The organism is Lysinibacillus phoenicis (assembly GCF_047238325.1).
Taxonomy (GTDB): domain Bacteria; phylum Bacillota; class Bacilli; order Bacillales_A; family Planococcaceae; genus Lysinibacillus; species Lysinibacillus irui.
This window is the reverse complement of record NZ_JBDFMP010000002.1, coordinates 4,355,474-4,374,704: the sequence shown is the minus strand read 5'-3', so window position 1 is coordinate 4,374,704 and position 19,231 is coordinate 4,355,474. Positions and strand designations below refer to the sequence as shown.

Sequence of the window (19,231 nt, the reverse complement as noted above, 5' to 3'; positions counted from 1 at the left end):
ATTATAATGGCTTAATGGTTAGTTGACCTTTTTCATCCATATTTAATTGAACAGCTTCATTTATTTCTATACAGATCGGACTGACAATTGCTTTCTTACTCGAAAAATACCAAAGCCTCTCACTTGGCCCTAATAGAATATTAGCACCATCTTCATAGTTACCTAGAAAATTCAGGGCATCTGGTTGAATGTCCTTGTTTTCTATAGACATTATATCCAATTTTTTTAACTTCCTCGCAACCGTTAGAATGTCATCAGTCGTTAAATTAATTTCTCCGATATTTAACACATGCTCAACGGAAAAACTAGAGGAAGAATGTTTTTGATTTACCTCTTGTCTTGAAATAAATTCTATAATATTACCTTCAGGATCGTAAAAATAACAGGAATAAGCCTTTAAAAATTCAAAATAGATTTCATCCTGCCCCTCTGAATGCAATAAGGCTACTCGCTCTTTTGCCCAATTTTTTGCCTGTTGAAATAAATTACTAGGAATATTTAGTGCAAAATGATACTGCTTTTTAATACTTAATGGAGCTTTTTCAAAAGTCATCCTACTATCACCAACGGCTATTGTAAAATAGTCCTCTGTACTTACTAACAACACAAATCCTAACAGCTCACTATAAAATTGCTCCATTTTTTGTAGATCGTGAACAAAAAGTTTAGCCTTCGTAATCCTCATCTTTTAGCCCCCCTTTACTTTCTCTTACTATAACAAGCAGGTGGCTGAAAAGACTTCCTGCAAAAGAATGAAGTTCCAGTTTAGAAGCTATTTTTCCCATATTTGCTGTGACTATTTCATTTTCTTCATGCCACGTTAAATATATGCTTTTCTATCTATGATAGCTATGCACGATAATGGTAGTGGCTTATTCCGCTGTAGTTGCAGCCCTTCTTTCTAGACTCAGCCAACTATTTTGTATAGTTGCCTTAGTAAATTTTAGATTGCCTCTGCATCTGAAGAAACAGCCTCTGGAATTGAACAAGTGACTGCTACAACTTTTTAAAGGAACCACTTTCATCCTCATGATTCCTTTTCATTATCCTCTTTGGAGAAATTCCGCCAAACTGATTTTCTTTTTTTCATAGTCTGCACAAATATGCTGTAGCTCATTTTCTACTCTTAGGGCACCTGCTTCAACTCCCCTAAAAATCAATAGTGGACGCTGTTCTAGAGCTATTCTTGCCTGTGCATAATCGCAAGATAATATTTTTTTAAGCAACAATAATGTCTTTATTTTATCCTGCCCATTACCTGTAATATACAGTTCATAGTACGTTGCACAGCTTGCTTCGGGCAAATCTTCCTCTAAACCAGGCGCAGTTAGTACACTCTCCAGGAACATCAGTAAATTATCATAAGCCAGTGTAAAATCCCAGCTACCTGTTCCATGATGCGCGGTAAAAATAGCGCTATCCCCTCTTGATAAATCGAGACAATAAGGGTCTCCCTCATCAGTTGCAATGACCAAAAAGTCGTCCGGCCAATCTGAAATTACCTCATTTGTCACTGGATTATAGTTGTAACCTTCCTGCCCTCGTATTAAATCTCTTGCTCCATAGATCTGTAAATTTATATAATCACCAGTACTCCATGTGACCCCCTCCACTACATAATGACTCAAAAAGTATACATATTCTTTAGGCAATGACCAACGGCTATCAACAAAAGAGCTAACATCTTCTTCGATATAATTATGAAAGACCATTGGATATGCTGATTCTTGCTTATGAGTCTCTTGGATAAAACTGCGCATTTGTTCAAGTACTGTATCCAGCTTTTTAAGTAAATCTATCAAAATCTATTCCCTCCCTTTAGTTGTTTTTCATTTTACCATATTCCATCATTAACCAATTAAGGATAACATGTTATAATCATATAATAGACTTATATTAGGCATATTTAGGACAAAACTAACGGACGGAGCAATCGCGCTACCCTTTACTATGCATTAGGTTACAGCTTGCACTTGATTGATTAACGCTGTATAGGCAGTTATGAATCATTTACTAGAAATTGACGTTGAACGAGCTTACCTTGTTCTAACAAAATTTAGAAGGGGCAAATAAACTTGAAATTACTTTTGAGACGTCCACAACAATCGGACATACAGGCGTTACACCAATTCTTTTTCCATGTTATTCAGGATACTTATGCAAAAGAAGGGATTGCGGAGCTAGTGGATGATCAACAGCATGAATGGGAATTGAAAAAAAAGTATGTAGCAATGGACCTAGAGAGCCGCGGCGAAAAAAGATTTTTTTGGCTAGCTGTTGACGAAGAGTCAAATAAAATAATAGGTACCATCGAATGTGGAGAAGCCAACGAGATCATTCAACAAACAATCAAAGAAGATTTATCCTATTGTCCAGAAATCGGTACCGTTTTTGTTCATCCAGACTACCAAAATCGTGGTATTGCGACATTGCTTGTACAAAAAATACTAACAACGTTGGAAAAACAAAAGAAATCTAGCTTTTGTTTAGATAGTGGATACAAACAAGCACAAATCATCTGGCAGAAAAAGTTTGGACAGCCTGACTTTATACTTGAACATTTTTGGGGAACAAATAATCACCATATGATTTGGAAGCGAGCATTACCATTCCAACTTTAAGGAGTAAAAATATGTCCTATCATATTACACAAGAAATACATCAAAAAAACAAAATGTTTGTCAATAACATGCTTTATGAATATAATGTAAAACACTTTCCAACAGATTTACAGGGCCGCTATCAGGAAATTAATTTATTTCTAACTGATAATGCTGGTCAAGTTTTTGGAGGCCTTCTAGGAGAAATTTGCTGGAACTGGTTAGAGATCCATACGCTGATGGTTGACGAAAAGCTTCGTGGCCAAGGGTATGGATCAACATTATTGAAAACAATTGAACAAATGGCTTGGGACAATCAGTGCGATTTCATTAAAGTAGACACACTTAGTTTTCAAGCGTTAACATTTTATGAAAATCATGATTATGAAATTTATGGAACTCTCGATAATGTTGGAAGAGATTTTAAACATTATTATTTAAAAAAGACTTTACGACAGAATCTTTAAACATAGGAAACAAAATTAATAAATGTGTGTATCATCTATGTATTTTCTATTTTAGTATTCGGTAGGAGCATTTTAAAAAGTAAGGACTAAATGCTTAATTGGTGACTATACTTATTATGTTTGGAGGGAAATGAAATGTTAAAATTCATTGATGATTTAGCCGGTGCGGTTTTCGATGTCTTTATGTTATTTTGTTATTTCTTTGCAGGCGTAATATTGGTAGGAGTCCCCATCTTTTTATTAGCTAAGTTTTTCCAACTGTTTCTCTAAATAAATTTTAAAAAGGAATCGAGAAGTCTACTCTCGATTCTTTTTTGTTTATTAAGCAATGCAAAATTATGGAAGGTATTTGTGCTACCGCTAGTTCCATTACTTGTTGTGTAGTAGATACAGGCATATCTGTGGAGGAATATTGTCATTGAGTTTCATAAACATAAATAGCCCTGTTCCCACTGCAACTATGGATGGGAATGTTGCAGCTATTGCTACATGCTTTAGAGTTGCATACTTTTCATCACCTTCAAATCAATCACTGTAATCTGTATATTCATGAGCAGGTACAACCACTGATTTAATACGTTTCTTAAACATCTATATTCCTCCTCTTATTGAATATCGTTATTTGTGTACACCGTGCACTTTAGCCCACCACAGGATGCTTCTAGCTGTTGCCTACGCGATTCTGTTGTGGTCAACCATACAAGGGTAATAACCTAATTGCTTGACAACGCTTGGTATAAGCTCTTTATACCATTTAATCTTTTCACGATACTCCTTCATGGTTTGAAAGTTATCGACTTCTAAAAAATGTTGAATTCCATTCCTTGAAAACATGCCGTCCACAATGATACTTGTAGTGCCATCTGATATTTTGACTTCACTCTTCCAGTCACTTGGACATTTTTAAAATAGCCAGAATTAATTTCGCATAATTGTGTGTTGTACATGGCCGCCTTTCTTAGGTACCTTGTCACAATCAACGTAAAGACGACCTATATTGTTGCGTATAAATCGTTTCGTAACCATCGCGAATGGATGATAGATAACTGAATAAATTGTGGAGGACTCTATTTGTATTTCAAAAAGCACACTTTCACCCTTTCCTTTTTCATCTGCACCACGGTTCTCTTACGTAGTAAGAATCGCATGTAATGAGCAGTCTAAAATGAAGTGCAAACCATTGATACAACAGCATTTCATATATGCCCACTTCAATACTCGAATGGCATTAATCAGGCATGGTATCGAGTATACAAATGGGCATAAAAATCACCGTACAATATACCCAACTTTGCGAGGTTCTTTTACTTTCTTATCAACAGTTTTATTAACATCTGTGGAAGGTGGATGACAATAGCCTTTTAACACCCACCCCCTCTGAATAGACTGATGAAAAAGGAGGTATTAAATGCGTGATAATAATTCCATAAATTGTGGTTGTTCGTCAGCTAAAAACAATTGCAAAATCGGACCTTTTGAAGCTTTAGATGCCACATGTTCACCAGTACCTTCAGTTGCCTCAGGAATCTCAATCATCCCCTTCTCTTCCGGACCTTTTACTTCTTCTATATCTACAACTTCTGTGGGATTACCAAGTGGTATATCTTTAATCGGATTCGGAAGTGCTGTAAATGGATTAGCGTTACTACCCAATGGTGATATTGATCTAACTACTCAAGTGACAGAAGCTTTTTCTAACCCACAAGCAGGCAATATAACAACCATCTCTGCATCCTTTAGTTCTACTACTACTTTTCAACCTCAGATAGAAAGTACAATTAGAGCACAGATTTACCGTGCAGCTGCATATAGCAATATTTTCTCTCCTACAAACGCATTTGTTGATTTAACCCCAATATCTACCCTATTTTCCGTAGCTAGGGGTCTTAAGAATGTTTCACCACCTGTATCTGTAGCAGCAGGTGATCTTTTATTAATGGTGTTTACAGTCACTTCATCAGGAACTGTTACCATTATTGGTAATGCAATGGCAGGTATCACTATAGCTTTATAGATTTAAATAATCTCGCTCTGCTATAGATAAGATTTATTAGGCTTCACTTTTGAACGTCCTACAGCCTTGTTATAAGCTCCTGTGAAAACGGCTCTTAATGTACTAGCAATAGTTTATGTACCGTTCGCAATATCACGGATAATGTTAGCCCCTTAGCGTTCACAAACTCACGTACATCGTTCATTTTTGTAGCTAAGTTACATTTGTGAAGCTGGTCAATGGTTGCTGTGTATGAGGTTTATCGGTTGACAGTACATCAAACGCAATAAAGGTTGCTGGAAGGGTTAAAGTAGCCTGTTCAATTTTGGAGGGATTCTCCATCCATCCATTTTAAATCGTAAATCCCGATGTTGATCGAAAGTGGACAACCAATAAAAACTGTCCAAAAAAGATTAGGACACAGCAGATCAGCAATTACTGAAGACCGCTATGTCCATTTAACACAGAAGATGGCGAGAGATGCTGCCGATATTTTTGATTCCATCGCTAAGAATTTATAAATTGCTGGCACAATTTTTAATGCGGTGGCAAATCGGTGGCAATCTCCACCCAACTGTTAAAAAACTATTTGATTAAAACCTTATAAATACTGTTATTTCAAGGTTACTTCGTATCATCCATCTTCAGCACAGCCATGAACGCTTCTTGAGGGACTTCAACGGAACCTACTTGTTTCATACGTTTTTTACCTTCTTTTTGTTTATCAAGAAGTTTACGTTTACGTGAGATATCCCCACCGTAACATTTTGCTAACACGTTTTTACGGATAGCTTTAATTGTTGAACGGGCCACAATTTTTTGTCCAACTGCTGCTTGAATTGGTACTTCAAATTGTTGACGTGGGATTAATTCTTTTAATTTTTCTACGATAATTTTACCACGATCATAAGCAAAATCACGGTGGACGATAAAGCTTAATGCATCGACTTGTTCACCATTTAGTAAAATATCCATTTTCACTAGTTTCGATGGTTGGTAACCAATGAGTTCATAGTCGAATGATGCATAGCCCTTCGTATTGGATTTTAAATAGTCAAAGAAATCATAGACAATTTCTGATAAAGGCATTTCGTAAATAATACTTACACGAGAAGTATCAATATAATCCATTGTCATGAAATTACCACGCTTCATTTGACAAAGCTCCATAACCGCTCCTACATAATCATTCGGTACCATAATAGTTGCTTTTACATATGGTTCCTCAACACGATCAATTTTTTGTGGATCTGGCATAAAGGAAGGATTATCTACCTTAAGGGAAGTCCCATCTGTCATATGGACTTCGTAAATTACCGAAGGCGCGGTAGTAATGAGGTCAATATTAAATTCACGCTCAATACGCTCCTGAATAATTTCCATATGTAGCAATCCTAAGAAACCACAGCGGAAACCAAAGCCAAGTGCTTGAGATGTTTCTGGCTCATATTGTAGAGCAGAGTCATTTAACTCTAGCTTCTCTAAAGCTTCACGTAAATCATTATATTTGGCTGTATCAATCGGATATAATCCACAGTACACCATTGGGTTCAAGCGGCGATAACCAGCTAATGGTTCTGCTGCTGGTCGGTTAGCAAAGGTTACCGTATCACCGACACGTGTATCACCCACGTTTTTAATGGATGCTGTTAAATACCCTACATCCCCCACTGTTAGTTCAGCCTGTGGCACAACCTTTGGTGTATGTACCCCAACTTCAATAACCTCAAATTCTGCTCCTGTCGCCATCATGCGAATTTTATCGCCAGGTTTAACAGTACCGTTGATAACACGAATCGAAATGATAACACCTTTATAAGCATCATAAACAGAGTCAAAAATTAGCGCTTGTAGAGGTGCATCAGGATCACCTGTTGGTGCTGGTACTTTCTCAACGATTTGCTCTAAAATATCTTCAATACCAATACCTGCTTTTGCAGAGGCTAATACCGCTTCCGATGCATCTAGCCCGATGACATCCTCTACCTCTTGACGTACGCGCTCAGGATCTGCTGCTGGTAAGTCGATTTTATTAATAACAGGTAAAATTTCTAAATCATTATCAAGTGCTAAGTAAACATTTGCTAATGTTTGCGCTTCAATACCTTGTGCGGCATCCACAACTAAAATGGCACCCTCACAAGCAGCTAAACTACGGGATACCTCATATGTGAAATCGACATGTCCTGGTGTGTCGATTAAATGGAATGTATACACTTCGCCGTCTTTCGCTTCGTATTTTAATTGAACTGCATTTAATTTGATCGTAATGCCTCGCTCACGCTCTAAATCCATTGAGTCAAGGAGCTGTGCTTTCATTTCACGGGAAGTTAAAGATTTTGTTTGCTCTAAAATACGGTCAGCAAGCGTTGATTTCCCATGGTCAATATGTGCAATAATAGAGAAATTTCGTATATTCTCTTGTCGTTTTAAACGTGCTTCTCGGTTCATCTTTTCCACTCCTAATTAAACTATAATGAATTATACTATGAACGATATGCAAAGTACAACAGCAACAAGAGTGGAAAGCCTATAATATCAATACTTTAGGTGTTTAATGCCACTTTTAGGTTTTACATTATTAAGTATATAAATGCAGAGAAATTGGCTGAAGTAGCCTGTATAGAAAGCGGTAGACACTCGAAGTAATAGGTTGAAAGTTAATAATGGATAAATCATAGTCAACAGTATAGAAAAAAGAGGTGTAATTCTCACCTCTTTTTTAGAGCTCTATTGATTACTCGGTTTAGTGGCTTCCATCGAATTATCAACTCTCCAAGAAATGATAGTAGTGCTATCTCTGACATGATTGTCTTGAATGTTTTTCAATATCGACTGAATGCTTTTATTTTCGTTGCTGTTCATAGAATGAAAAATGTTTGCAGGATTATCATAAGGCTCATTCGGACATTCAATTAGACCATCTGTCGTTAGAAAAAAAAGATTCTCACCTTTTCTTAACTCCCTAATTCCTACGCTATAACATGGGACGTCCTGTTCAAAAGTATTTACTTGTCCGATCCATTCATAGAATTGCCTTTGATTTATTTGGTACTGACCTAACGAGGCTAGTTCAGGGTGAAATAAATAAAAAATACAATCTCCAACGGAAAACCACCAACTATATTGATCTTTTCTTACAACAATTAAACAAGCAGTTTCTCCCTTTACATTTTTACAAATCGATAAAAACTCTTTCGATTGAAACATACTTAATATCTTTTCTTCTAGCATGTTAAAAGTTCTTCGGGTTGTGGCCATAGATAGCAAATGCTTTATGGTGTATTTTTCATCATTAAATAATGCTATAATTTTTTCTGCACTTTCAGATGTGTTATGTGCATCTAAAATAATGGCAAATTCCCAATTTACTTTTTCGTTATACCAAACTAAACATCCATCCTCATTCTTATATTGCCCTGCATTCGAGTTACCCCCATATCGACCGACAATGATATGATTTAATTGGTGAATAGTTATTTGATCAACAAAATTTTCTTCGCTACCAACCCAGCTAAAATCTTGGCTATTGTTATTCATATTGGTTATTCTCCAGATGTGTTTTTAAACGATTACATAGATCGATAACCTCATTATTATCTCCCATAGGAGCCTCTTTCCAATTGTAGACCTCCATAGGACCCCAACATTCTTTTGGTGTATTAGCATAGCGAGCCACTAGGTGCAAATGGAGATGCGGAACCGAATTCCCTGAAACAAGTGCATAAATATGTTCAGCGTTTTCTGACTCCTTTAGTGCTTTGCTGACTCTAGCCATGATGATTCCAAATGCCTGCGCTTCCTCAACAGTCATTTCAGCAAGGGTCGGTACATGTCTTTTTAAGTCAATCATAATATGCCCTAAATAGTTCGGTTGACCGTTGCTATCAATATGACCCACATAAACATACTTGTCTTCATAAATCATCACGCCAGCAGCCTCAATATTGCCAGCATGTTTATTGCAAATAAAACAGTCTTCCAAAGAAATCACTCCTTTTCCATCATTAGTAAAATTATAACATCACACATTATTTATTTTTTACCATATTTGTATGTTTCCACCTTGGATAGCTACTAGGTGTATCTAAAAAAGTCAGCTACACAGAAAAACTGTGTAAACTGACTTTTTCATTAGTTTTGCTTTTGTAGGGATTGTTGAATCAGATTTGTTAAAACTTCTACCCCTTTTTTCTCTAAATGAACGCCATCAGGGGCAAAGTATTCTGGATGATTGAGTGCTGCTGCATGCCAGTCAATTAGTGTAATATGCTCATGCTCCTGTGCTTTTTGGAGTAAAGCTTCATTCACTTTAGCCTCCCATGAACGAGGCACCCGTGTATTTACTAAATAAATATCCGCATTCGAAAATGCGTTAAGGAGTGTGTCCATTTGGTCATTCGTAAAATAACCATTCGTCCCTAACTGAAGAATAACTGCATTATTAGGTTGATTAAAACTTGCATAATTTGGTGCTAGTTTAACAGCTTGTGAAACTTGGCGACCTATTTTTCCATCGATCGTAATAGTTGGGTAAATAGTATGTAAGGTCGGTGCAATATCAATCATAAGCGAATCACCAATTGCTAATATGCCACTATAAAATTCTTTCTTTTCAGGCACTGCATGGACGTCATTGTCATCTTGCTTTGGCGTTTCTGTTTGCTGAACATCCTCGACTTCCTTTTCCTTACTAGTGGTAGCTTCGTCTGTCTCTAGTTGTTTGTCATGCTCATTCAGATTGGCTGTATGTTCATCTCCATTAATTTTAATGGTTGTTGGATAGGAACTAGATGGGCTTTCCTGCCCTTCCCCTACAACGCCCGTCATTCCTGTAAAAAACACAAGAAGGAAAAGTGGTACCATGACGGTTGAAATTTTTCGTGATAGTGAAATACTTTCCCATTTATTTTTATTAAAGACAAGGTATTTTCGATAATAGTCTTTGAACCCCTCTTTACGAATAGGCATCTCAATGAAGCGATACGATAACTCTGCAATCATAATGATGAGGACAAACTGCCATGCAACTCGCCAATAGGAGGGATTACCGATTTCATGAATAGGTGTCCCCAACACCATAACAGGATAATGCCATAGATAAATCCCGTAGGATCGAGATCCAATCCAACAAAGTGGCTTCCAGGCTAGTATTTTTCCTAAAATGCTCACTGGGTGACAAACACATGCAATTAATATCGCCGCATTCAAGCAAAATAAGAACATTCCCCCTCTATAAAGAAAGGATTGATATTCATCCACATATACTATACTGACTAAAAAAATAGTAAGTGCAATAAAACTCATACTATTTAATTTCTTCACATGGTTTGTCGATAATTTTTGAGAAGATAGCCTTTTCATTGGCCAAACAAGGGCTAGCCAACAGCCAATTAATAACTCAAAGCAGCGAGTATCCGTTCCATAATAGACGCGACTAGGATCAGCACCTGGCTGATAAAGGATCGCCATGACTAATGCTGAACAAATGGCCCCAAGAAAGACGACCTTTGCTAGCTGACTTTGTTTTTGGACAATATAAAGCCCAATCATTAAGAGCAACGGCCAAATTAGATAAAACTGTTCTTCAATGGCTAAGGACCATAAGTTTTTTAAAGGTGACGGAGATCCGAAACTATCAAAATAAGAAAGCTTATGAAAAATGAACCACCAATTACTTGAATAAAAAATAGAAGACAGTGCATCTCCTCTTAATGTATGGAGGAGCTCTTTATGAAAGAGCATTGTCCAAACAAATGATGAAACAATCATAACGTAGGCAGCTGGTAGTAATCGTCTAAACCGTCCGATCCAAAATTTTTTGAGGCTGACTGTTAATTGATTGCCCTTTAAAGGTAAAATGGTAGAGGTGATTAAATAGCCTGATAATACAAAAAAGATATCTACTCCTAAAAATCCCCCTCTAGCCCAACTGAAGTTAAAATGGTAAGCAATAACTGCTAATACAGCTAATGCTCGAATCCCGTCTAGTCCAGGAATATAACGATGATTTAATGACTTGCCTGACATACTATTCCTTCCTTCAATAATCTATCAAATTCTCCTCAGTATAATGGCCCTTAAAGAGTGCTAAATCTTGATTGACGCATAGTTGCGCCCTTTAATGAATAATCATCCCCTCTCCATCGTTCATTCATTTATGTTCACTATATGTTTGACGATTGAAAAACGATAAAAGTTTTAGAGAAAAATGAAACATTATCACTTTTTTAATCTTTTAAAATTCATATGTATGTATGCTATATTTTTAAAAATACATCCTCCAAAAATGGTAGATGTTTCAAAATCATATTTACCTTACTTGCATATGCTTTTCATTTACGTTTAATCATGCAATCGGAGTCAACTTGAAAATTATAAGACAAGAATGGAGCAATGAAAAGACAAATAATGAGATTTTTTTCTGGAAATTTTATTATGATACAATAGTAAAAAAGTGAGTCTACAAGAGCCTCACTTTTTTCTGCCATTTTATTTTTTTGAATCATTTACAAATGCTTTTGATATAGCCTTCCCAATTACAGCAATCGTACGATTGATCTCTTCTTCTGTATTGCCAATTCCACCTATCTCAATAATCATCATTTGCTTCGCTAAATCCTGATTGTAACGTCCATCGACACCGTCACCGCTTTTGGAAATAACACCCTTAGAAATTTTAGGGACAATCGCGTTTAATGTGGAAGATAAACTTTCCGCATAGGCTGTATTCCAGCGGAAGTTGGCATGTTCAGCTCCAACAACGATTGCGATTTTCGCATAGTTTTCCCCGTTATACGAAATTGTTGTAAGATCATGTTTTAATGAGTCACGATGTAGATCCAGTATTAAATCATAATTATTTGTTTCTAAATGCTTACTTAAATAAGGTCTCATCACATTATAAGATTCGTGATATCCCTTACCTTCTGCTTGTAATTTCTTCATAATATCTACATCAAGAACATCTGTCTTCAAGCCATTTACATTAAAATGATTCACAATCTTATCTTTCAAGCTCATAATATTAACCGTTTCATGAGAAGTCGCTACCTTACCGCTCACTGCCTTTACCATTGGTTCATAGGCTTCATGGGAATGAGTAAATAACACTAACACTTTAAATGGGTCAGGTCCCGGATCCGGGGCTTGATCTGCTTCAGGTTCTTTCGTTTGTTCCAACACACTTTGTTCAGCTAAATTGGTAGCGGCAAACACGACCTGCTTATCTTCTGGTTGTTTAATCGGAGTCGATGCTTGCTTGTTGAACGGAAGTTGCCCAGCAATGACAGGTAATACGAAAAAGAACAATAATATACCAAATGACCATTGTAGTTTTTTTAGCAAAGTCACACCCTCCTCCCCATATCGTATGGAGGGGGGGTATTTTTTAGAACGAAAAAATATTTCTTGTTTTCTGCATAAAAATCAGTGCTTCAGAAGAGCTCTCATTTTACTTTTTTATATTTCACTTGCCCAATTCATTAGCATAGAAGCCACTAATCTTGCATAGCGATCAATCCAATAGTCTGCTTCTTTAGGCGTTACCATCAATTGTGTATGGGAGCCTGCGAAGGTTTCTTCAAAAAGCTGTTGACGTTCCTCTTTCGTCCATGTCGCCCATTCACCGAAAATAGGTTGAACTAACGTCATATCTAGGTCCTTACTGATGTCTGGTTGCCAAGAGGATAAAGAAAGCTTTGATGATGGTTTACTTCGTTCAGCCACTCGAGCAGCTATCGAACGAAGCATTGTTTCTACTGCATCTGCAATTAAAACTGGTGCATCAACTACAGTCGGGATGCCAATTGCAGTTACTGGAATACCCATCATCTCATAGGAGATTTCCTGACGTTGATTCCCTACCCCTGATCCTGGATGTATACCTGTATTTGTTAGTTGAATGGTTTTACATAGTCGATTACTCGCTCTCGTAGCAAGTGCGTCCACGACAATGATTAATTTTGGTTGTAGACGTTCAGCAATGGCAGCCACGAACTCACCTGTTTCATAGCCTGTTTGTCCTGTTACACCAGGCGCATACATCACAAATTTTTCATCAATCACATCTAAACTATGCAGATGATCAATTAAATACGGACCAATCGCATCGGGTGTAATTGTGCGATTCCCCAAGCCGACAATTAGAATTTTATCGTCTTCTTGCCAGGAAAGGGATTCATGCAATTTCTTAAAATTCACCAATAGCTCTTGTTCTAGTTGTGTAAATCCATCTTGATCTTCTAATGTTAGGGTCGGGACAGAAAGTGTAATATACTGTCCTTCTTTTTTACCAATTTGCTTTTCCCCTTCAGCATCTACAAGAACGTCTGTAATTTTCACTCGACCAGCATTCCGATCTACTATTTGAATGCCACTTGATTGTTCCAATTTTTCTTTTTGTTCTTTTGTCTGATGGACAACTACCTCTTCTGATTCATCGATTAAATCTGTTCGTTGCCAATTAAATTTTTCCATACAGTTCACCTCAAGCTGTAGTTTGTTCAATCTGTCAAGTAAATATTCTTTGCATTTATCTATTGCAATTTGGCCAAGCGTTTGTTAAAATGATTTTTGTTGTATTGACACAAGAAATCAATGAGAAGATATCATCTCGTACCTAATTTAGGAGGTGAAATATATGCCAAACATTAAATCTGCGATTAAACGCGTAAAAGTTAACGAAAAAGCTAACATTGCTAATTCTCAAGCTAAATCTGCAATGCGTACTACAGTGAAAAAAGCTGAGAACGCTGTTGCTGCTAACGCTGAAAACACACAAGAACTTTTACAAGCAGCTTTCAAATCTTTAGACAAAGCAGCTTCAAAAGGACTTATCCACAAAAACGCGGCGGCTCGTAAAAAGTCTCGCCTTGCTAAAAAAGCGTAATTGTTTAAAGGATCAGATACTCTATTATGAGTAGCTGATCTTTTTAATTTTGATAGATAATAAAAAAAGCTGTCGCAATATTGGACAGCTTTCTGTGTTAAAGTTGACGTAATAAGAAAAGCTCTAAAAAGCGTTCTCGGTTACCGCTTGTCGATTTCAGTTGTAAATCAACCTCTGCTAACTGATATAAGGCTCTTAACAAACTTTCTTCTGACGGTCGATTCCGCTGCTCAACCATTAATTTGACACGATACGGATGTATTTTTAAATTTTTAGCAATTTGTTGCGGATGATATCCTTTCTTCAACAAATAAAAAACATTCGACATTGTACGAACATTGGATGCGAGTAACCCAACTAACATAATAGGTTCTTGTTTTTGTCGTAATAAATCATGATAGATAGACAAGGCTCCGACAGAATCATTCGCCAAATAAGCATTGAGCATTTTAAAAGCATCTTGCTCCAATGTTTTGGCCACTAAATCCTCCACTAAAGTAGATGTAATTTCACCACCCTCACCTAAATAAAGGGTTAGCTTATCAATTTCCATTTGTAATTGTAGCATGTTCGCTCCAACCATCGTCACAAGCAGTTCAATTGCATCTTGTGTAATGCTATTGCCCTGTGCTTTCACAATGCCTTGAATCCACACCGCTAAGTCCTGTTCCTTTGGTGTTTCTGCTTGCACAAGTAACGCATGCTCTTTCATCATTTTGGTTACTTTTTTACGTTCATCTAATTTTTCATATGGGGCAATAAATACAGTTACTGAAAAATCGGATGGATTCGATAACCACGTTTCTAAACGCTTCACATCATGATCGATTTTTTCCTTCCCTTTTTCGGTTGCCTTTAAAAAAGAGGCATTTTTAGCAATAATCAATTTTCGTTCTGAGAAGAAAGGAATTGTATCTGCTTCATCCATGACAGCATCTACTGGCATTTCATCCAAATCAAATGTTGTCATTTCTAGCTCTTCTTCTGGGCCCATCGCTTTTTTTAAACGCTTGATGGTCTCATCTATAAAATAGCTTTCTTCACCAACAAGTAAATATACTGGTGCCAGCTCACCTTTTTTTATTGTATTCCAAACCGTTGAAATCATAATTTCCCCTCCATCTAGCAATACTATTAGTATACATGATTTTTTATTGATATAGCAGAAGACACGATAGCTCTTTCGTGAAAGATGAATGAGTTTTACTTTCTACCCTTTAAAGGCTATTTGTGTCTTTGACTAAATTGTGTCGATTCCTTGCCAGACGGGGAATTCTCCTTTTCAATATAGCTTTTATGCACATGTTGTCTTATAATAAATAACAGAATTGGAGGGATAACAATGAATCCATTTGAAGGAAAAAACATACAATGTCGACGTAACGATGCCATCGATTCTGGTGTTGGTTTCGGTGTATCATTTGGCGTTTTCACAATTATGTTTATTATTGCAACTATAGTAGAATTTGTATCACAGTAATTGGACTTATGCACAGAAAAGGGCTTTGTCATTGGACAAGGCCTTTTTCAATTTTTGACACTGACCATGTAGTATTGCCACGAATACGAATTTCAATTGTTCCATCTACTCCTGTTGTAAAAGTCGCCAAATTCCGACTTGTAAAACGTTGGACCACTTCTTCATGTGGATGCCCATAGCGATTCTGGAGACCTGCACTGAAAATCGTTAATTGCGGTTGGAGTAACTCGACAAATGATTCTATACTTGATGTTTTACTACCATGGTGACCTGCCTTAAGTAGTGTTAGATTGGCTATTAGATGCCCGTAACGCTTAATTAGCTGTTGTTCACCATATTGCTCCAAATCGCCGGTAAAAAGCGCTGTAAACCCCCTCTGCTGCATGTATAAAACAAGTGAATCATCATTTCCTTCATAAAAGGTATCTTGAGGCCATAAATAATAAAAACCCACCTCTCCGATATGCCACGCTGTCCCCTGCATCTTTTCCTTGATGGGAACTTTGAATTTCTTTGCCTCCTTCAATAAATCTCTCATGACAGGCTGTTCCAATGAACCCGGCGTAACATGAATTTCCTTCATTTTAATCTCTTGTAAAACTTCCTCTGCCCCTTCTACATGATCTGCATCTGCATGTGTGGCAATAAAAATGTCGATAGCTCTTATACCCTTGCCTTTTAAAAACGGCACTACAACTTGCTTTCCCACCTCATAAGGTCTATCTGTTTTCTTCCATTGCTCTTGTTCAAATCGCAATACCCCTCCCGCGTCAATGACATACACAGCTTTCCTAAATGGTAATTCAATCACGATACTGTCCCCTTGTCCAACGTTTAAAAACGTGATCTTTGTTTCGCTATACAACATGGGTGATAAATGAATCCAAAGGGCTGGTATGAAAAGGATGACAATTGCCTTCCCATATCGTCTTGTTTCTAAGTAATAAAAGCTCACTAGAACACTTAGCATTGCTACACAACTAAGCAAAATAGCTGGTTTACCTGGTGACCATAATTGGAAAGGTAGCCCCTGCATGTAAAAAATCATATCGGTTAACAAATGACGTAATGGTTCGTAGACAATAAATAACATGTCTGCAAGTGGTAAGGGAAGATACGTTAGAACAAAGACCACTAGATTAAAGGGCAATATTACAAGGGAAAAGAGTGGAACAAACATAATATTTACAATGAACGAGGATAGGGATAGTTCATAAAAATGATAAAGTAATAAAGGATAGACGAGCAGCTGGCACACGAGTGTAATGCAAAAAGAGCGAGCAAGCTCATTTTTTGTTTGTTTAAAAATGGTGCCGGAATAAACAAGACTTACGGCTGCTAGATAGGATAGTTGGAAGCCTATTTGAAAAATGACGCCAGGTTCAAGCAAGACAAAGCCTATAAAGCTAAAAGCTAATACATCATCCATTGGTAGGTCCAACTTAATCATGCGCAGTATCATCATTAATTCGACCACAGAAACCGCACGCCACACAGAAGGTGCGCCTCCTGCAATGACGCCATAAACGGGTAAGAGGATCAATAGAACAACCGTAGCCAATTCTTTGCGAACGCCTATTCTAAGTAATCCTTCAAAAAATAGCCAAGATATCAAGGCAACATGTAAACCTGAAATTGCAAATAAATGCGTAATACCTAACTTTTGATAAGCACGCTGCAATTCATCATCCATTTGGTCCTTCTCTCCAATTAAAAGTGCTTGTGCCTCTACTACAAGGGATTTTGGAAAAGTACGTTCAATATGCTTTTCTATGCTGTATCTTCGTTCTGCAAGGAAGGTAACGAAGGAAGTTTGCTTTTCTACGTAACTCCAATTCGTGATTTCAACTATACCTATTGCTCCCTTACTCGTTAAATAATCTGACATTGAAAATGCATAAGTATGAGCAGCAGGTGATGGCTCAACAAGTTCACCTTTTGCTAAATAGGTTACGCCTGTTAGGGACGTATTTTCATATAGCTTTTTCTCTTGCTCAGAAGAAAATGTATAAACAACATAAAGTTTTTGGCCATCTGTGGTTGTTGCAAATCCTCGAAGTGTTTGACCGTTAATTTTATAGTCATTTGACCATGTTAATGGGAAGGTTGACGGTAAAGGGGAAGGTTCCGTCAAATGATAGATTGAAAGGAAAAAATACGATAGTAACCCACAAGCCATTACAAGCGTTGCAAGAAAACGTGACTCATCTTTTATGATGAGCCACAGTGCTAAAAGAAGTATTAACATGAGTAGCCAAGCCGACTTGTGTACCGCAAGAGCAGCTACAAGTACAGCAAGTGCTATATGGATCCATTTATGCTTTAAAGCTTGATGCCAAATAATGCGCTCACCTTCTGTTCATATGGGAGCAATTTTTCTTGTGACACACCACTCTCGCGAAGCTCATCTAGAATCTCTGTGTACAAGGCTAGTTTTTCATCTCGCAAAAAATCAATTTTACGCTCATCAAAGGGTACATGAACGACTTCCACTCCTGCTTTTTCAAATAATTCCTGAGCATATGGATTATTTTTATAGTCTGTTGCATAATACACACGTTCAATCCCTGCTTGAATAATGGACTTTGTACATGGTAGACATGGGAAATGAGTTACATACAAATCTGCACCTTTTGTTGGTGTTCCATATTTAGCGCATTGTAGCAATGCATTCATTTCGGCATGCACCGTACGAACACAATGATTGTCCACTACATAACATCCCTTTTCAATACAATGTTCATCTCCTGTAATAGACCCATTATAACCACCTGCAATAATGCGTTTATCACGTACCACAGTTGCTCCTACTGCTAGTCTAGTACATGTACTTCGTAATGCGAGTAAATGGCTTTGTGCCATAAAAAATTGATCCCAAGTAATTCGCTCCATATGACTACCTCCAAAATTTGCCTAACAAATGATTTTTCTCTTGTTTTTCTACTATAGTGTAGCCCTTTTTGAAAAGGGGCGTCAATATCACAAAATCTACAAGGTTTAGTTTACGGTAATAGAATCTTGTAACTTCTCAAATGTTTTATCACCGATGCCACTAACATTTTTTAAATCATCAATCGTTTGAAAAGGACCATTCTCCTCTCGGTATGAAAGAATACTTTGAGCTTTAGAGGGACCAATACCTGGCAATGTTGAAAGAGCTGACACATCCGCTTTATTAATATTAATCTTTTGCTCATTACTATTATTTTCAGCAGGCAAACTAATAAAATTAGTAGTTCCTTCCTCTAGTTGTTCACCTTTTTCGGGAATATAAATGACCATTTCGTCCTGCACTTTTTGAGCATGATTTATAAGCTGTGTGTCTGCATCCTCTGTATAGCCGCCTGCAAGTTGGACAGCATCTCGAATACGTTGGTCTTGCTGAAGCTCATAAACACCTGGGTATAGTACAGCACCCTTTATATCAACAAACACTTGCTGTATAGCCGTTTCTTTAGTCGAATCAATAAGGTTATTTTCTTCAATAGGTTGGATTGTTTCGATGAGCTCTTCTTGGGGAGGTGAAGAGTCTGAACTCGAAAAATAGAAGTAACAAAGTCCACAGAGTACGAGTATGCCGGGGAATAACATACTTTTTTTATACTTTTGCCATAAAGATTGGAGCATAGCACCACCCTTTCTTTGCAAAAGATAATCATATGGAGGTACATATATCTTACACTATCTTATGTTATTTGCAAATCGGTAAAGAATTATAGTTTTAGAACAGTCGTTCCTCTCATTTTGTCCTAGAGTTCTATCCATCACTCTAGCCTTTCTATCGACCAATTCCAAGACTCT

Annotated in this window: 18 protein-coding genes; 6 read left to right on the top strand and 12 right to left on the bottom strand. The window is 37.1% G+C overall.

The genetic code is table 11. The features are described 5' to 3' along the window. Position 1: 1 nt before the first annotated feature. Both ABC382_RS23450 and ABC382_RS23445 read right to left on the bottom strand, forming a co-directional pair. Positions 2 to 685, bottom strand: coding sequence for a VOC family protein (locus tag ABC382_RS23450; protein WP_322611599.1), 684 nt, complete (start codon positions 683 to 685; stop codon positions 2 to 4). Positions 686 to 1,043: 358 nt separating this feature from the next. Beyond that, positions 1,044 to 1,802 carry an SMI1/KNR4 family protein gene (locus tag ABC382_RS23445; RefSeq protein ID WP_322611600.1) on the bottom strand — a complete coding sequence of 253 codons (759 nt, stop codon included), beginning with the start codon at positions 1,800 to 1,802 and terminating at the stop codon, positions 1,044 to 1,046. Positions 1,803 to 2,075: 273 nt separating this feature from the next. On the opposite strand from ABC382_RS23445, the gene ABC382_RS23440 reads away from it, so the two are divergent. From ABC382_RS23440 to ABC382_RS23425, 4 genes are all read left to right on the top strand, one after another. Then, positions 2,076 to 2,621 (top strand): GNAT family N-acetyltransferase, encoded by a 546-nt coding sequence (locus ABC382_RS23440; RefSeq protein WP_322606455.1) that lies wholly within the window; start codon positions 2,076 to 2,078, stop codon positions 2,619 to 2,621. An 11-nt stretch (positions 2,622 to 2,632) separates the two neighbouring features. Then, entirely contained in the window at positions 2,633 to 3,067 is a 435-nt protein-coding gene (locus tag ABC382_RS23435) for a GNAT family N-acetyltransferase (protein WP_322606454.1), read from the top strand. A 135-nt stretch (positions 3,068 to 3,202) separates the two neighbouring features. Further along, entirely contained in the window at positions 3,203 to 3,337 is a 135-nt protein-coding gene (locus tag ABC382_RS23430) for a hypothetical protein (RefSeq protein WP_274793835.1), read from the top strand. A gap of 1,138 nt (positions 3,338 to 4,475) precedes the next feature. Then, positions 4,476 to 5,081, top strand: a complete 606-nt coding sequence (locus ABC382_RS23425; protein ID WP_412927206.1) for a hypothetical protein — start codon at positions 4,476 to 4,478, stop codon at positions 5,079 to 5,081. 603 nt (positions 5,082 to 5,684) lie between these two features. On the opposite strand, the gene lepA is transcribed toward ABC382_RS23425, so the two are convergent. From lepA to gpr, 6 genes are all read right to left on the bottom strand, one after another. Beyond that, positions 5,685 to 7,511, bottom strand: a complete 1,827-nt coding sequence (lepA, locus tag ABC382_RS23420; protein WP_274793837.1) for a translation elongation factor 4 — start codon at positions 7,509 to 7,511, stop codon at positions 5,685 to 5,687. A 279-nt stretch (positions 7,512 to 7,790) separates the two neighbouring features. Further along, positions 7,791 to 8,600, bottom strand: a complete 810-nt coding sequence (locus tag ABC382_RS23415) for a PP2C family serine/threonine-protein phosphatase (RefSeq protein ID WP_322611601.1) — start codon at positions 8,598 to 8,600, stop codon at positions 7,791 to 7,793. Further along, on the bottom strand, positions 8,593 to 9,045 hold the full coding sequence (locus ABC382_RS23410; protein WP_274793839.1) for an HIT family protein: 453 nt from the start codon (positions 9,043 to 9,045) through the stop codon (positions 8,593 to 8,595). The genes ABC382_RS23415 and ABC382_RS23410 overlap by 8 nt, the downstream gene beginning before the upstream one ends. Positions 9,046 to 9,194: 149 nt before the next feature. Next, positions 9,195 to 11,090, bottom strand: coding sequence for an acyltransferase family protein (locus tag ABC382_RS23405; RefSeq protein ID WP_322611602.1), 1,896 nt, complete (start codon positions 11,088 to 11,090; stop codon positions 9,195 to 9,197). 462 nt (positions 11,091 to 11,552) lie between these two features. Further along, the gene (gene spoIIP / locus ABC382_RS23400) at positions 11,553 to 12,413 is read right to left on the bottom strand and encodes a stage II sporulation protein P (RefSeq protein WP_274793841.1); all 861 of its coding nucleotides are present in this window, start codon (positions 12,411 to 12,413) and stop codon (positions 11,553 to 11,555) included. A gap of 108 nt (positions 12,414 to 12,521) precedes the next feature. Beyond that, positions 12,522 to 13,538 carry a GPR endopeptidase gene (gpr, locus tag ABC382_RS23395; protein ID WP_322611603.1) on the bottom strand — a complete coding sequence of 339 codons (1,017 nt, stop codon included), beginning with the start codon at positions 13,536 to 13,538 and terminating at the stop codon, positions 12,522 to 12,524. Between the two features lie 163 nt (positions 13,539 to 13,701). Between gpr and rpsT the strand changes: the two genes are divergently transcribed. Then, the gene (gene rpsT, locus ABC382_RS23390; protein ID WP_274793843.1) at positions 13,702 to 13,950 is read left to right on the top strand and encodes a 30S ribosomal protein S20; all 249 of its coding nucleotides are present in this window, start codon (positions 13,702 to 13,704) and stop codon (positions 13,948 to 13,950) included. Positions 13,951 to 14,047: 97 nt separating this feature from the next. On the opposite strand, the gene holA is transcribed toward rpsT, so the two are convergent. Continuing rightward, positions 14,048 to 15,058, bottom strand: a complete 1,011-nt coding sequence (holA, locus tag ABC382_RS23385; RefSeq protein WP_312506829.1) for a DNA polymerase III subunit delta — start codon at positions 15,056 to 15,058, stop codon at positions 14,048 to 14,050. A gap of 234 nt (positions 15,059 to 15,292) precedes the next feature. Between holA and ABC382_RS23380 the strand changes: the two genes are divergently transcribed. Further along, a complete protein-coding gene (locus ABC382_RS23380) occupies positions 15,293 to 15,430 on the top strand; it encodes a YqzM family protein (protein ID WP_036121877.1) in 138 nt (45 codons plus the stop codon). A 28-nt stretch (positions 15,431 to 15,458) separates the two neighbouring features. On the opposite strand, the gene ABC382_RS23375 is transcribed toward ABC382_RS23380, so the two are convergent. The 3 genes from ABC382_RS23375 to ABC382_RS23365 all read right to left on the bottom strand — a co-directional run bounded on the left by ABC382_RS23375 (position 15,459) and on the right by ABC382_RS23365 (position 19,057). Continuing rightward, complete coding sequence (locus ABC382_RS23375) at positions 15,459 to 17,678, bottom strand: DNA internalization-related competence protein ComEC/Rec2 (RefSeq protein WP_322611604.1); 2,220 nt, start codon at positions 17,676 to 17,678, stop codon at positions 15,459 to 15,461. Between the two features lie 74 nt (positions 17,679 to 17,752). Continuing rightward, entirely contained in the window at positions 17,753 to 18,322 is a 570-nt protein-coding gene (locus tag ABC382_RS23370) for a ComE operon protein 2 (protein WP_274793846.1), read from the bottom strand. 105 nt (positions 18,323 to 18,427) lie between these two features. After that, positions 18,428 to 19,057: a helix-hairpin-helix domain-containing protein gene (locus ABC382_RS23365; RefSeq protein WP_322611605.1), complete on the bottom strand. Its 630-nt coding sequence runs from the start codon at positions 19,055 to 19,057 to the stop codon at positions 18,428 to 18,430. Positions 19,058 to 19,231 lie beyond the last annotated feature (174 nt).